15 protein-coding genes are annotated in these 15,568 nt (G+C 31.4%); 11 read left to right on the top strand and 4 right to left on the bottom strand.

What is annotated here, in order from left to right:
• The first annotated feature begins 3 nt into the window (after window positions 1-3).
• From CLAU_RS03075 to pfkA, 6 genes are all read left to right on the top strand, one after another.
• On the top strand, window positions 4-1,047 hold the full coding sequence (locus CLAU_RS03075; protein ID WP_013239232.1) for a zinc-dependent alcohol dehydrogenase: 1,044 nt from the start codon (window positions 4-6) through the stop codon (window positions 1,045-1,047).
• A 38-nt stretch (window positions 1,048-1,085) separates the two neighbouring features.
• Window positions 1,086-1,952 (top strand): transketolase, encoded by an 867-nt coding sequence (locus CLAU_RS03070; protein WP_013239231.1) that lies wholly within the window; start codon window positions 1,086-1,088, stop codon window positions 1,950-1,952.
• 3 nt (window positions 1,953-1,955) lie between these two features.
• Entirely contained in the window at window positions 1,956-2,930 is a 975-nt protein-coding gene (locus tag CLAU_RS03065) for a transketolase family protein (protein WP_013239230.1), read from the top strand.
• Window positions 2,931-3,147: 217 nt separating this feature from the next.
• A complete protein-coding gene (locus tag CLAU_RS03060) occupies window positions 3,148-4,155 on the top strand; it encodes a zinc-dependent alcohol dehydrogenase (protein ID WP_148222379.1) in 1,008 nt (335 codons plus the stop codon).
• A 165-nt stretch (window positions 4,156-4,320) separates the two neighbouring features.
• Window positions 4,321-5,694: an MFS transporter gene (locus tag CLAU_RS03055; protein WP_013239228.1), complete on the top strand. Its 1,374-nt coding sequence runs from the start codon at window positions 4,321-4,323 to the stop codon at window positions 5,692-5,694.
• 108 nt (window positions 5,695-5,802) lie between these two features.
• On the top strand, window positions 5,803-6,753 hold the full coding sequence (pfkA, locus tag CLAU_RS03050; RefSeq protein WP_013239227.1) for a 6-phosphofructokinase: 951 nt from the start codon (window positions 5,803-5,805) through the stop codon (window positions 6,751-6,753).
• Between the two features lie 160 nt (window positions 6,754-6,913).
• Here pfkA and CLAU_RS03045 read toward each other — a convergent pair whose 3' ends face one another.
• The 4 genes from CLAU_RS03045 to CLAU_RS03030 all read right to left on the bottom strand — a co-directional run bounded on the left by CLAU_RS03045 (window position 6,914) and on the right by CLAU_RS03030 (window position 11,597).
• Complete coding sequence (locus CLAU_RS03045) at window positions 6,914-8,875, bottom strand: FtsX-like permease family protein (protein WP_013239226.1); 1,962 nt, start codon at window positions 8,873-8,875, stop codon at window positions 6,914-6,916.
• Window positions 8,862-9,629 (bottom strand): ABC transporter ATP-binding protein, encoded by a 768-nt coding sequence (locus CLAU_RS03040; RefSeq protein ID WP_013239225.1) that lies wholly within the window; start codon window positions 9,627-9,629, stop codon window positions 8,862-8,864. Before CLAU_RS03040 ends, CLAU_RS03045 begins: the two co-directional genes overlap by 14 nt.
• A gap of 173 nt (window positions 9,630-9,802) precedes the next feature.
• Window positions 9,803-10,855 carry a sensor histidine kinase gene (locus CLAU_RS03035; protein WP_013239224.1) on the bottom strand — a complete coding sequence of 351 codons (1,053 nt, stop codon included), beginning with the start codon at window positions 10,853-10,855 and terminating at the stop codon, window positions 9,803-9,805.
• A 52-nt stretch (window positions 10,856-10,907) separates the two neighbouring features.
• Window positions 10,908-11,597 (bottom strand): response regulator transcription factor, encoded by a 690-nt coding sequence (locus tag CLAU_RS03030; protein WP_013239223.1) that lies wholly within the window; start codon window positions 11,595-11,597, stop codon window positions 10,908-10,910.
• A 118-nt stretch (window positions 11,598-11,715) separates the two neighbouring features.
• Between CLAU_RS03030 and CLAU_RS03025 the strand changes: the two genes are divergently transcribed.
• The 5 genes from CLAU_RS03025 (at window position 11,716) to CLAU_RS03005 (ending at window position 15,568) form a co-directional block, all read left to right on the top strand.
• Window positions 11,716-12,120, top strand: a complete 405-nt coding sequence (locus CLAU_RS03025) for a DUF5391 domain-containing protein (protein ID WP_013239222.1) — start codon at window positions 11,716-11,718, stop codon at window positions 12,118-12,120.
• A 34-nt stretch (window positions 12,121-12,154) separates the two neighbouring features.
• Window positions 12,155-12,691: a CDP-alcohol phosphatidyltransferase family protein gene (locus CLAU_RS03020; protein ID WP_013239221.1), complete on the top strand. Its 537-nt coding sequence runs from the start codon at window positions 12,155-12,157 to the stop codon at window positions 12,689-12,691.
• Window positions 12,692-12,974: 283 nt separating this feature from the next.
• Complete coding sequence (locus tag CLAU_RS03015; protein ID WP_013239220.1) at window positions 12,975-13,658, top strand: response regulator transcription factor; 684 nt, start codon at window positions 12,975-12,977, stop codon at window positions 13,656-13,658.
• Window positions 13,659-13,993: 335 nt separating this feature from the next.
• Window positions 13,994-14,731 (top strand): ABC transporter ATP-binding protein, encoded by a 738-nt coding sequence (locus CLAU_RS03010; RefSeq protein WP_013239219.1) that lies wholly within the window; start codon window positions 13,994-13,996, stop codon window positions 14,729-14,731.
• Between the two features lie 15 nt (window positions 14,732-14,746).
• Window positions 14,747-15,568: an ABC transporter permease gene (locus CLAU_RS03005; protein WP_023161913.1), complete on the top strand. Its 822-nt coding sequence runs from the start codon at window positions 14,747-14,749 to the stop codon at window positions 15,566-15,568.

Raw genomic sequence — 15,568 nt, 5'->3', positions numbered from 1 at the left:
TTTATGAAGACTATTGCTTGTGTTAAGGTAGGAAGTTTAAAAGATCCTGATGTTAATAAAAGGGGACGTGTTCAGGTTATAGATATGCCTGAGCAGGAAATGGGAGATGAGGATGTTAAAATAAAGGTTGCTTACTGTTCAATATGTGGTTCTGATCCACATTTAGTAGAAGGAATTTTTGGTCTTGAACCTCCCTTTGGAATAGGACATGAGATTTCAGGTACTATTGTGGAAATCGGTAAAAAGGCTACTAAAAAGGGATTAAAAGTAGGGGACAGGGTTGCAGGAAACTTTTTAAGATTTTGTGGTACATGTTATTATTGCCGAAATGGTCAGGAGCAGTTTTGTGAATATCAGGATAATAAGCCTGGTATGTCCGAATATGTAGTGTGGCATGAATCTCAGGTTTTTAAAGTTCCGGATGATGTCAGTTTAGAAGAAGCATGCTTGTTAGAACCTGTGTCAATTGCAGTTAGAATTGTAGACAAAACAAATATGAAGATTGGTCAAAGAGTTGCCATTTCAGGAGGTGGACCTATAGGATTATTGTCACTTCAAGCAATGAAAATGTTTGGAGCTACATCATTGACACTTATAGAACCTATTAAGGAAAGACAGGAACTTGCCAAAGAATTTGGTGCTGATTATGTTATCAATCCTTTGGAGCAGGATGTATGTGTAGAATCCAATAAAATAACTAATGGATTGGGTTTTGACCTGGTAATAGAAGCTTCGGGATCACCTAATGCTGCACCGGCAGCTAGTGAAATAGCTGCAAAAGGGGGAACTGTTCTTTATATTGCAATGTTTCCAAAAAATTATGATATGCCACTGAATCTATATGACAAATTGTATAGTAAGGAATTGACTATTTCTAGTATAAATGTAGCTCCATATGCATATCCACGTGCTGCTCAAATTATGCCTAGAATGAATTTGAAACCTTTTATACAGAAAATTTTCACTATTGATCAGGCAGAAGAAGCTTTTGCTGCTCAAATTAGTGGAAAATATCCCAAAATACTTATTAAATGTAATGATTTTTAATAACATTTGTAAATAAATGAAAAAAGGAGATGCCTATTATGTATTGTAATGTCGATATGGAACAAGTTAAACAATTAGAAGATAAGGCAGTAGAGATTCGAAAAAAGTTATGCTCATTTATCTATGAAATAGGTATGGGTCATCTTGGAGGAGAATTATCCATTGTTGATATGGCTGTTGCTCTCTATTACAAGTACATGAACTACGATCCTAAAAATCCTAAATGGGAAAAAAGAGATAGATTGATTTTAAGTAAAGGCCATTGTGGTGAGACATTGTATACTATATTTTCAGATTTAGGAATGTATACAATGGAATATATGATAGAACATTTTGAAACCTTAGATACTGCTAAATTTGGTATGCACCCTAATAGAAAGTATGTTCCTGCCATTGAAGCATCAACAGGTTCTCTGGGTCATGGATTATCCATAGCTACAGGTTTAGCATTAGGTGCTAGAATGTCAAAGGCCTACTGGAGAACTTTCTGCATCATAGGAGATGGCGAAATTGAAGAAGGTTCAAATTGGGAAGCCTTCATGGCAGCAGGTCATTATAAACTTGGTAATCTTGTAGCAATTGTTGATAAAAATCGTCTACAGATGACAGGTTTCACAAGAGATGTAATGAATATTGATCCTTTAGGAGATAAAATAAGAGCTTTTGGGTGGGATGTTATAGAGATTCAAGGTAATGACATGTATGAAGTTTGTAGTGCCCTGAAGTCTCTTCCACCAGCAGATCCAGAAACTAGAAGAAAGCCAATATGTATTATTTCAAATACTACTAAAGGTTGTGGCGTTTCATTTATGGAAAATAATGCAGTATGGCACGGCGGAGGAATTGCCAAAGAGCAGTTGGACGAGGCACTAAAATCAATAGAAAATAATAGGAAGGTGAGATAAATTATGGCAGTTGAAACAACTTTCGATTTTGATCAGATGTTATCATCCGCAAGAGAAGCTTATGGGGTCGAATTGATGAAAATGGCAGATGAAGGATTAGAATTTGCATTTACTTATTCTGATAATGTTGCACCTTCCACATCTACAGGAAAGTTTATAAAAAAATATCCTGAACGTTGTTTTAATATTGGTATTGCAGAAGCCAATCAGGTTGGTATATCTGCAGGATTAGCTCTTTCTGGTAAAATTGTGTTTTCACAAGTATTTGGTCCATTTCTTCCTTTAAGGGCAGCAGACCAGATACACACAGATATTGCTTATAATGATGTGCCTGTAAGATTGATTGGAACTCACTCTGGAGTTACATCTGGTGGAGGTCCTACCCACAATGTTATTGCTGATTTGTCATTTTATAGAGCAATACCAAATTTAACAATCTGTGTTCCAGCAGATGCAGGTCAGTGTAGGAAAGTTGTAAGAGAGTCAATGACTTATAAAGGACCTATGATTATCCGTATTGCAAGAGGTGCTGAGCCAGATGTATATAAAGATAATAATTATGAATTTAAAATTGGTAAAGCTATTACTGTAAAGGAAGGTAATGATTTGACTTTAATTGGGACAGGTAACAGTGTGTATTGGTCTCTTATGGCAGCAAAGGAGCTTGCAGAAACAGGTGTAAATGCCAGAGTTATAGATATGCACACTATTAAACCTTTTGATGTTGATATAGTTTTAAAATCTGCAAGGGAAACAGGTTTTATTGTAACCGTTGAAGATCAGAGCATTAATGGTGGTCTTGGTGGTGCAGTAGCTGAGGTTATAGCAGAAGCGGGTATAAATTGCAAGTTTAAGAGAATTGGGTTACCTGATGAGTTCAGTGTTATTGGTCCTGATACTGAAATCTACAAATATTATGGCCTAGATTCACATAGTATTGCTGAAACAGTGAAAAAGATGCTTGCTGCTGGTAAGTAAAAAAGCGATATATATGAAGCGTAGTTCAAATTAAGGTTAGTGTAAAAGTTATACTATTAATTTGAACTATGCCTTTTAAGAAATAGTCTCCATTGAAATGTATACAGCATAGAGACTAAATTAGCGAAATTTAAAGGATTTGTATAAATGGGAAAGTGGACTAAATAGTTTTTTAAAAGTTTAATGTTAGTAGAAGGGGTGAAGAAAATTGGAAAAAATGAAACAGGTATGGTTTACAGATAAAAATAAAGTAGAAGTTCGTAATGTAGAAATTCCAAAGGTAGCTGAGAATCAGGTAAAGGTAAAAATTGCATATGCTGCTCTTTGTGCAACAGACGTGCATATGGTAACCATGGGGGTATTAGGTGCAAAACCGCCAATGCGTCTTGGTCATGAAGCATCTGGTATCATTGAAGAGTTAGGCGAAGGAGCTGACAAGTTTGGATTTAAAATTGGTGATAAGGTTTCTCTTTTTCCAGTAACAAGTTGTGGAAAGTGTCCAGCCTGCAAAAAAGGACAGCCCCAATATTGTCATAATTCTCAAGACACAGGTGCTTTTGCAGAATACGTGGTGACTGATGTCAGTGCTGTTTTCAAGATTCCAGATGATGCTGATTTACAATGGTATAGTTTAGTAGAACCAGCAAATTGTACTGTCCGTGCTATGGATTTAGCGCAAATAAAGCATGGTGATACGGTTGCAATTTCAGGCGTAGGTGGTATTGGTTCTATTCTTTTAAATATGATTTTACTTGCAGGTGGTGCAAAGGTAACTGCTATTGATCCTGTAGAATCTAAACGTCAAATGGCACTTAACATGGGAGCACAGTATGTGATTGACCCATTCAATGAAAATATGGAAAAGCGTGCAATGGAAATTACAGATGGTAATGGCTTTGATTACGTATTTGAGGCATCAGGTTCTCCTAAAGCGGCAGAACCAGCACTAAAAATTATGGGCAAATGTGGTACAGTAGTTTACTTTGCAGTATTTCCCCCTAAATATGAAATGCCACTGAATCTCTATGAACTATATATGAAGGAAGGTAGGATTCAAACAGTATTTACTACAACTTCAATTATGCCTCGTACCATCAATCTTATCCCAAGATTACAGCTTGATAAGGTTATTGGCAAGGTAATGCCACTGAGTGATGCAGTGAAAGGGTTTGAACTGTTTAATAAATCAATTTATCCTAAAATTTTATTTGATTGCTCTAAATAATACAGGAATATGTGAAGAAAAGTATTTCAATAGAACATGGGTATGCGTTTGCAGCTACAATTGATAAAGGCATAGCAAATGATTTTGAGCTATGCCAGAACTAAAATAAAAGGGCAACAGTTATGGTCAAGCCTAAAGTTCTATAAAAAAGGAGGAATTTTCAAAATGTCTGTTACTGATAAGGTGAATTCCGAAAATATTAAGCTTTCTAAGTTCAAAAAAATAGGGTATGCTTCTGGTGACGTTGCAAATAATTTTAGTTGGTCATTGGTTTCTACCTATTTGATGTATTTTTGGACAGATGTTGCACTTATACCTGCTATACTTTGCGGTACTTTTATGCTGGTTTCTAAGTTATGCGATGCGGTGTTTGATCCTATTTTAGGTGCAATAGCTGATAGAACTAAATCAAAATGGGGCTGCTACAGACCATGGATTCTATTCGCATGTATTCCTATGTTGTTGTTAAATATTATGTGCTTTACCGTATTACCTTCGCAATCTGCATACACAAGAGCATTTTATTGTTTTGCGTGTTACTTAATGTTAGTACTTGTCTATTCATGTGTAAATGTTCCTTATTCTGCAATGCCAGCAACTTTAACCAGAGATGGAGATACACGATCTAGTCTTTCTAGTTATCGTATGACTGGTGCATTTATTGCAACATTGCTTCTCTCACAGCTTGTTCTACGTGTGGTTCAATGGGTTGGTGGAGGAAATGAAGGAAAAGGATTTTTTTGGGCGGCAGTCATTTTCTCATGTATAGCATTACCATTATATATCTTCTGTTTTAAAACAACTAAAGAGGTTGTAGAGGTAAAGGTAGAAAAGGTAAGTTGGAAAGATGTAATTAAGGTGTTAAAAGGCAATACCCCTGTAATGATTTTAGTGGTTTCATTTGTATGTTGGGGCTTTTATGAGGCAGCAGGTGGCGCGGTAAGAATGTACTATTTTAAATATTATGTAGGCAACGATAAATTATTTATGCTGAATTCTGGATTAATGTTCTTAGGACGTGTTATAGGAACATTTTCATTAGCATATCTAGTAGCTAAAGTAAATAATAAGAGAACACTTCCAATGATTGGGTTTACCTTTTCTGGTATTCTTATGATTATCATGAACTACTTACCAGTACACACTGCCGTGGGACTTAATCTATATCATGGGCTTACTTTTTTGACAGGTATTGGAGGAGGCCTTGGTATCGCTTCTCTATTTGGTATGGTACCAGATACAACAGAATATACCCAATATAAGTATCATCAACATGCAGCTGGTTTTTTATCTGCATACATTAATTTTGCATTTAAACTAGGTATGGCAATCTGTACAGCAGTTATTGGCTGGGTACTAGGAGCTTTAGGGTATGCAGCAAATCAGGTTCAGAGCATAAAGGTTATGACAGCGATAAATGTTAGCATGAATTTAGTTTGTGGCATTGCGTTACTAGGAGCAGGTATCATATTGTATTTCTATACTATAGATAAGAAAACACATATACACATGATTGAAGAGATAAACAAGGCACAATAAAAACTTACTTCAAAAGAAAGAGGCATAGTGTTTTTGAAACTGAAAAAATTTGTAGTAATATGCAGTATACACAAGGCTATTAAAAGTTATATTAAGCAGGTGAAATATATGAAAATAGGAATTTTAACAAGTGGAGGAGATGCTCCAGGAATGAATGCTGCTATTAGAGCAGTAGTAAAATCTGCAAATTATAATGGCATAGAAGTTTTGGGCATAAAGTATGGGTATAAGGGCTTGATAGAAGAAGATATAATAAAATTAAATAATTTAGATATAGATGGCATTGCAGAAAAAGGAGGAACTATACTGAAGACGGCTAGATGTCTAGAATTTATGGATGAGGGTGGAAGAAAAAAAGCTTTAGAAACATTAAAAAAATTTGAAATAGATAGTGTTGTTGTAGTTGGAGGAGATGGATCTTTTCAAGGGGCGAAAGAACTTAGCAAGCTAGGAATAAAGGTTATAGCATTACCAGGAACGATAGATAATGATTTGGCTTATACAGATTATTGCATAGGGTTTGATACAACTTTAAATACAGTTTTAGAATGTATAGGTAAAATAAGAGATACAGATTCTTCTCATGAAAAAACTACTATTGTAGAGGTAATGGGAAGGTATTGTGGTGATTTAGCTTTATATTCAGCTTTAGCTGGAGGAGGAGAAATAATATCTACTCCTGAAAGAAAATTGGATTTTAATACTATATGTAATAAATTGAGTAAAAACATAAGCAAAGGAAAAAATGATAACGTGATAATAATAACTGAAAGAATGTATGATATAGAAGAACTTCAAAAGTATATAGAAAAAAGACTAAAAATTAGTATAAGGAACACTGTTTTAGGATTTATACAAAGAGGAGGAAATCCATCTGCTTTTGATAGAGTATTAGCGAGTAAAATGGGGGTTAAAGCTGTAGAACTATTGATGAAAGGTTTTGCAGGAAGGGCTGTTGGAATTAAGGATAACAAAATAATAGATGTAGATTTCAGCAAGGTAAATAGCAAAAATACTGATAAACAAAAGGAATATGATTTATTAAAGTTGCTCCTATAGATTTCCATAATGAGTTTAGAAATAGCAGTTAAATATAAAGTATCACATAGAACTGATATGCATTTAAAAAAAAATTAGAGGCACATTGAGAAAGTACTGCCTCTAAATTCTTTAAGAAAGTAATCGCATTTTCTTACTTTTTTTAAACGTGGTAATGTAATTATTGCCATGTATTTATTTGTTTTACGTACATAGTCCTTGAAAAGCAAAAGTAAATTGTCTGAAGTAGAAAATAAATTCCTACTATGATCATTAAATAAAGGCTAAGGCTTGTTTGTAATATGTTGCTTAAAGCCTTTATTGCAAAACTAGTATGAATAAAGGATACTGCAAAAGGTAGAAAGAACATTATAAAGCATTGAGTACTTACTATTTTCTTTATTTCATCTACAGACATTCCCATTTTTTTAAGAGCTGTAAATTCATGCTTATCATTTTGAATTTCATTAAATAATTTAAAGTATATTATGCTGCAGGTTGCTATGAAGAACAATACTGAAATAAAGGTTCCTATAAAGAAAAATGTAGACATAACTTCCATCATTTTAGAAAAGCTTAATACTCTTTCAGAAAAACTACTTTTCATTTCCTTTGGAATTTCACTTTTTATATTTGATACTGAGTTTACTGCTTTAAATCCATTTATTATGGTATAACCATAATAAACTTGAAGAGTATCATCCTTAATATCAGCTTTAAGTTTATTAAAGTCATCATCGCTTACTACTGCAGTATTGGAGTTCTTGCTATCCTGATTAATTATTCCACCATTTATTTCATTTTTAAGCTTTAAGTTTATGGAAGTGTTTTCGGTATTTAATTTTAAATAACTTTTATCAGCAAATAATCCTGTATCTTTAGTTGCAATGACATTATGATAGTGAACAATTACTTCACCACTATTTAATTTAATAGTTGATTTCTTTTGCTCATTTGCTAAAGTGTTGTAATCAGTATTGGACATAATATAGAAATCTTTTTTATTGATCAGTTCTTCAAAATTTGAGTGCTTATTTGAAGATAAATCATTGTTAGTTGCTTTTATAAGTATAATTTTATTTTTATATTTTATTTCATTTCCATAGGATTTAAAAATTTTTTCTACTTCTTTAGGAGATATTACATTGTGTGTATTTAATCCATTTTCAATAAAACTTATATCCTGTGGGTAGTCTATTATAGTTTGTTTTTGTACAGTTTTTTGAAATGAGTATACACTTGCAGAAGCTGTCAAGGTTACAGCTGAAAGTATTGAAACAGCAAATAGTATTTTTGTATTGTCACTAAGTTTATATATTATTTGAGATAATGTTATCATATTGATGCCTTTATAAAAGATTTTATTATTATTTTTAAGTTTACTTGTAATATATATGCTGAATTGAGAGTATAACATATAGGTGCCAGTTACTACTACAATTAAAATAGGGAACATAGTGAGTACAATAGCCTGACCTGAAAAAACTGCTAAAATATATCCAAAGCCAATTAATATTATAGATAAAATTGCTTTTTTACTAGAAAATTTAGGTACTGGCTTTGCAACCCGTGAGCCTTTTAAAAGCTCTATTATGTTATTGCTTTTTATTTTATAGCTTGATCTAAAACAAGTTATTTGAAACAATATTAAAAAACATACTGAAGTTAATATTACTGCTTTAATTGATATTGTAAGAGGAATTTCAGCATTTAAAATCAAAATAGCTGAAATTGACATAAAAAATAATTTAGAAAAAAGAGTACCAAGTATAATTCCTGTACTTATAGAAAATAAAGAAACAATTAAGTTTTCAAACATAACATAATTTCTTACTTGGCTTCTTGTCAGTCCAAACATTGATAAAAGCCCAAATTCTTTTTCTCTTGATTTTAAAAAACTTGATATAGAATAGTTAGTAAATACAACTGTGAATATGAGTATTACAAACTCACAAAGATAAACTGTTTCTGTCATAATTGCGCCGGCTTGCCCCATGTTTTTTAAACTAGAAGCCTTAGGACTTAAAAGAAAATTTGCAAATATGAAAAATACCATAACTACAAAGGTATTACTTAAATAGTACATTATAAATTTATTTAAATTTCCCTTTATGTTTTTAACAGCGATATTATGCAATGTCATTATAGTGACCTCCTATTAAAGTAAGTGAATCCATGATTTCCTTGAAGAAAGCTTGGCGATTACCTCCTTTTACAATTTCTAAAAAGAATCTTCCATCCTTAATCATTATTATTCTTTTACAAAAGCTAGCTGCAAAAGGATCATGAGTAACCATCATTATAGTTGCTTTTCTTTCATTATTTAAGTTAGTCAAAGATTCCATAACATCCTGAGAAGCTTTAGAATCAAGATTTCCAGTGGGTTCATCTGCAAGTATTATAGATGGATTGTGAATTAGTGCTCTTGCACAAGCGGCCCTTTGCTGCTGGCCACCTGAAGTTTCATAAGGTCTTTTATCTAAAATCTTTTTTATATTTAAAAGTGAAGCAATATCATCTACTTTTTTTTCTATTTCATGAGTATTTGTTTTGTTGAGTACTAAAGGAAGTATTATATTTTCCTTTATTGATAGGGAATCTAGTAAATTAAAATCTTGAAATATAAATCCAAGTTCCTTTCTCCTAAATAGTGCAGCTTTCTTTTCATCAAGTTTTTCTGGATTAACTCCTTTTATGAAAAGCTCTCCTGAAGTTGGAGTATCTATTGTTGCAAGAATATTTAAAAGAGTGCTCTTTCCACTTCCAGAAGGGCCCATAACTCCAACAAATTCTCCTTCATCGATGCTAATATTAAATTTATCAAGGGCTTTTACTTGTAAGCTTCCTCTTTTATCACCATAAATTTTACTTATATTTTCAGCCTTTAATACTGACATGTTATCATTCCTTTCACTTGTTAGTTTCATGGCTGCTGTTCATAACATTTCCATTATTTTAAATGAGAAATGTTAGAACTCATGAACTTTATGTATATATTATAAAAAAATTAGAGAAATCAATGTATCGATTTCTCTTTCAAATACAATTTTAATCTTACAATATTGAAAGATTAAAATTTAAACAAGTTTTTACCCTTGAAAAATACAATAGAAAAGGTGGAACCTTTGCCTTCTTCTGATTCTACAAGAATTTCATGACCAAGTTTATCACATATTTTCTTTGCAAGATACATTCCCATACCTGTGGATTCATCACTCTTTCTTCCATTTTTACCTGTAAAGAAAGCATTAAATACTCTATTTAAATCTTCTTTTGGTATACCTATTCCTTCATCACTTATGGATAATATAATTTTTGAATTTTTAGCTTTGATTTTAAAGGTAATATACTTGTTGTCTTGAATTTTCAGCTTTGAATATTTTATAGCATTTACAACTATTTGATTTATTACAAAGTAAATCCATTTTTTATCTGTTTCTACTGTTATAGCTGCATCAGTTGTAACTTTAGGAAATACATGGCTCCTTATGAGAGGTTTTTTATTGTCATTTAAAACATTTCTAACAATGGATATAATATTTAAGCTCTCTACATTAAAATCCATATTAAATTCGTTAACTCTTGCATTACAGAGCATCATATCAAGGCCATGAGATAATTTTTCATTTTCTTCTAATATACTGTCAAATACAGCTCTATTATCTTCATTTATTTCATCTTGAAGTATGAGATTCATAACAGATACAGGAGTTTTCATTTGATGTACCCACTTATTTATAAAATTTATGTATTCTTTGTGTGTTTCTTCATATTTTATAGTTCTTTCACTGTAGATTTTATAAGTTTTAAGCAGGAGCTTTTTAAACATTTCCTGCTCATGAGTGCTGCAATTACCTATATTAAGTATGTTATCTAAATCTTCCTTTGCATTTAACATTACATTTAGCTGATTATAAAAATGTCTATTTTTTAAATAATCATATATTAAAAATAGTATAAAAAAGATTATTGAAATTAACCAGGCGTAAAGTATGTTATTATTCATAAGTTCAATTTTGTTTATGATTAAAGTAAGATACATTACAAGTATAACTGCAGCAGTAGCTAAAAAATAAATTACTGCAAAAGGTATCTTATCCTTAAGAAAATCTTTAAAATTCATTTATTTCACCTGCTTTAAATATCTCGTATACATTCCTGTACACTGATTCATTTTACCAATTTGGTACTATTTTATAACCTTGTCCACGTTTGGTTTCAATTACATTGGTAATTCCAATTTCCTCAAGTCTTTTCCTTACACGAGTCATGTTAACAGACAAGGTATTGTCATCAACAAAATCTACATCATTCCATAAGACTTCTAGTAGGCTTTCTCTGGAAACAATTTTATTTTCATTTTTAAGAAGGGAATATAGAAGTTGGAATTCCTTTTTACTAAGCTCTACTTTTTTACTTTTATATTCTACTACATTTTGATTTAAATACAAAAAAAGTCCATTTGATTCAAATATCTCACTGAGGCTGCTTTCTGAGTAACTTCCATAAACTCTTCTTATAACTCCTTTTATCTTTGCAATGAGTACATCATAGGAAAAAGGCTTGGTTATATAATCATCTCCTCCATTTTCAATGGCCATAACTTGATCCATATCAGAATTTCTAGCTGAAAGAAATATTATAGGAACATTTGATATCGTTCTTATATCTCTGCACCAGTAAAAGCCATCATATAAAGGCAAATTGACATCCATAAGAACAAGATGGGGGTTATTTTTAATAAATTCAGTTTTTATATCACAAAAATCATTTACACAGCAAGTCTGATATCCATACTTTTTAAGATGATTTCTTATAAGACTATTTAATTTTTTATCATCTTCAATTAACATTATATTGTACATTTAATACACCTCTTAAAAGTAATGTTGCTTATTTCCATTTTATCATAATATAATATAATTAATAATCCATTTTTAATTGGAATGAAATGGATGAAGATTAAGAAAGGATGTCTAAATAATGATAAGACAAAAAAATAAGTGTAAGGTTATTTTTATAACATTAGTCTCTGCAGTACTTTTTTGCTCACTAATAGTTATAAGTTCTCTTTCGCCGCTTGCTAATTCTGGACCTAGTGCAAATAAATTTAACTCTTTTGGCATGTGGTTATCTGTGGGTATTGTTTTATTATTGTATATATTACCTTTAATCATTTATATATTAGGAATAAGAGCAGTGAGATTTGTAATGGCATTTGTTCTTGCCATTGGAATATTATCAGATTTTTCGTTAATGACAGTTGTCTTTATGTCTAATTTATTTGCTAAAAATTCATTATATACACTAATGGGAGTTATTTGTATTGCATCGTTAATTGTAAATGTTATTTGGTTTTTGGAAGTATTTCGTTTATCACCAAAGTGATGTTAAGTATGATTATACAAGGAAGGATAATTTAATGATAATTAATCCAGCAGCAAATTGCATATCGCTTTTAAGAATATTTCTTGCAATTATGATGTTATTTGTAAAACCTTTAAGTGGACCATTTTTTATAATTTTTCTTGCTTGTCAAATTACTGATGTTCTTGATGGATATGTAGCAAGAAAAACCCATACTGTAAGCAAACTAGGTGATAACCTTGATTCTATTGGGGATTTTATAATGATATTGGTATTAATAATTGTACTGTATCCAGTTATTAAACTGACAATTAGAATTATCATCTGGGTTTTCGTTATAGCAATGATTAAAATAACATCAACAGCAGTAGTATTTATAAAGTATAGAACCTTTGAGATGCTTCATACTTATGGAAACAAATTTACAGGATTTATACTGTTTGCGTTTATAATATCACTTGCTTTTGTGCAATCAAATATGATTATGTATATAGTTTGTACTATTGCAAGCATTTCTGCTATTGAGGAATTATTGATTAATTTGTTTTCAAGTGAATTACAAATAAATAGAAAAAGTATATTTATCAAGTGATTCTTAGGTTCAGGTGGAGTTTGCTTTATAAGGATGACTTTCCTCCAGCTGAACCTTATTAACAGTATTCTTAGTGCCTTTAGCACTTAGAATACGTTATCCTTTAGGGGAATAACTTATCCAGGCGAGTAGCAGTGCTTATCCCCAACTTTGATAGAAAAGCAGATATCCCAAATCTTTGATTTGGTGATAGTCGCTTTCGCTGTGTGCGATGGGGTGTTAGCAATGGTAGCGATCGGACAAAATAAAGCAGATATAAGAATTATTATTGGAGTGATAAAAATTGAGAGAAAAAATATTAGTAGTAGATGATGAAGAGGATATAATATCTTTTTTAAGAGATTCATTGGAGGAAGATGATTATGAAGTTTTTACTGCCTCTAGTGGTGAAGAAGCTCTAGAAAAAATAAAGCTTTATCCAGATTTAATATTACTTGATATTATGATGCCAGGTAAAAATGGATATGAGGTATGTAATGATATAAGAGATATAGTAAGTTGTCCAATTATTTTTTTAACTGCTAAAGGAGAAGAAAGAGACATAGTTAAGGGGCTTGCTTCTGGTGGAGACGATTATATTCAAAAGCCATTTAGTTTAAGACAATTAAAAGCAAGAATACATGCTCATTTGAGAAGAGAAAAAAGAAACACAAATAATTCTGAAAAGGCTAATTTATACTTTAAAAATATAAGTATAAACTTAAGAAATAGAGAAGTTTACTGTAATGGCCAGTTAGTAATTTTAACTAAGAAGGAATTTGATATAATTGAATTTTTGTCGGTAAATTGTGGACAAGTTTTTTCAAAGGAACAGATATACGAGAAAGTATGGGGGTATGATGCTGAAGGAGATTCAGCATCGGTAGCAGAGCATGTTAAAAAGATAAGACATAAGATTCAAAACTTTGATCCTGAAGAAGAATATATTTCTACTGTCTGGGGAGTAGGGTATAAGTGGGAAAAGTAAGAGCATTAAAATTTTTATGGGCAAATATGACTAAGCCAAAAATCTGGTTTAGTCTATTTTTTATGCAATAAACAGAGTTCTTGGCATCAGATGGAGTTTTAACTCCACCTGATGCTTATTAACAGAATTCTTAGTGCTTCAGCACTTAGAAGGCGTTATCCTTTAGGAAAAATCGTTATCCAGGGACGTAATTGCTCTTTACTCCTACTTGAAGAAGTGGGAGTATTAGAGCAAGTAGTCATCGGATAAATATAAGAACTTTAAGAAAACTTTAAAAGTGCCTCTTATAATTACCTTGTGTTTAAAAAGTATTAGTAATTAGGAGGCATTAATTTATGTCAAGTGAAAAAATCGCAGTTAAAAATGTGAGCAAAAAAATAGGGAAAAAAACTATATTAGAAAACATTTCCTTCAACGTTCATGAAGGTGATATCTGTGGTTTTATTGGACCTAATGGTGCAGGAAAAACTACTATGATTAGAGTAATAACAAATCTGATTTCACCTACGGAAGGAGAAGTAACTATAGATGGAGCTAATGTAGTCAAAGAAAGAAAAACTGCATTATTAAAACTTGGAGCAATAGTTGAAGAGCCTATATTCTTTCCATATATGTCAGGAAGAAAAAATCTCCAGAACTTAGCTATGTTAAATCCAGGTATGTCAAAGTCTGAACAAAAAGAAAAAGTGGAGGAGGTTTTAAAGATAGTAGACCTTCAAGATAGAGGCTGCGATAAAGTTAAAACTTATTCATTAGGAATGAAGCAAAGACTTGGTATTGCACAAGCACTTTTAAACAATCCAGAAGTAATTATTTTAGATGAACCTGCAAATGGACTTGATCCAATGGGCATGAGAGATTTAAGAGAACTTATATTTAAACTCCAAAAAGAAAAGAAAATAACCTTCTTTATATCGAGCCATTTGCTAGATGAACTTCAACAGCTTTGCAATAGATTTGTAGTAATAAACAAAGGAAAACTTGTATGGCAGGGAAGTAAAGATGAACTAGAATCCATGGGCAAAAGCGGCAGATTAGAGGATGCCTTTATAAAATTAGTAAGTGGATGTTAGGAGGAAGATGTGATTATGAAACAATTATTTATTAGTGAATGGCAAAGATTGTGGAATAGGAAATCTACTTGGATTTCATTTATGCTAATACCACTAGTAATTATAGCTGCTATAAAACACTATATTAAAATAGATGCTTTAATTACTCTAAATAGCCCTAAATATGTTTCTTGCTTAAATTTTCCAAGCGTAATCTTAAGAAACGAAAGCATATTGTTTTTTGATGTTATAGTAATCCTTCTTATTATCATGGCTGTAACCAGTGAGTATAGAGAAGGGCAAATGAGAATGGTAATGCTAAGAAGTTTTTCTTTTAGTGAAATTTTCAAAGTAAAGTATCTAATTACGTTGAGTACAGTATTTTTACTTTTAATTACGAATTTTATTTTAAGCAGCTTTTTAGGATATTTAGCTTTACCAAAACAGGAAGTTAAGTTCCCTTATTATTCAAATAAATTTACAATAAATGAAAGTATGATCTACAATATAAAATATTATGTTATTTCCTTTTTAGTTTTAGCTGCTGTTATATCAGTTATTATGTGTATATCAATGATGTGTAAAACTACTATAGGCGCACTTTCAGCTAGTTTAGCATTTATACTTGTATCTATAATTTTACCAGAGATATTTTCTTTCCTTATGGATAATACTTCTCAAATATATAACATTTTGTACTTTTCTTTTATTACAAGAATTCAATATATAGGGATAGAAACACTTTTGGCACAAACGCCTCAGCAAGTGGGGATAATATTTACATCCATTGCTTTTCACATAATTGTCTTTTATTTAATTGCACATAGTTTATTTAGTGATCAAGATTGTTATTGTTAG

Origin of the sequence: Clostridium autoethanogenum DSM 10061 (assembly GCF_001484725.1) — a bacterium.
Taxonomy (GTDB): Bacteria; Bacillota; Clostridia; order Clostridiales; family Clostridiaceae; genus Clostridium_B; species Clostridium_B ljungdahlii.
This window is presented reverse-complemented; position numbering and strand designations above follow the sequence as displayed.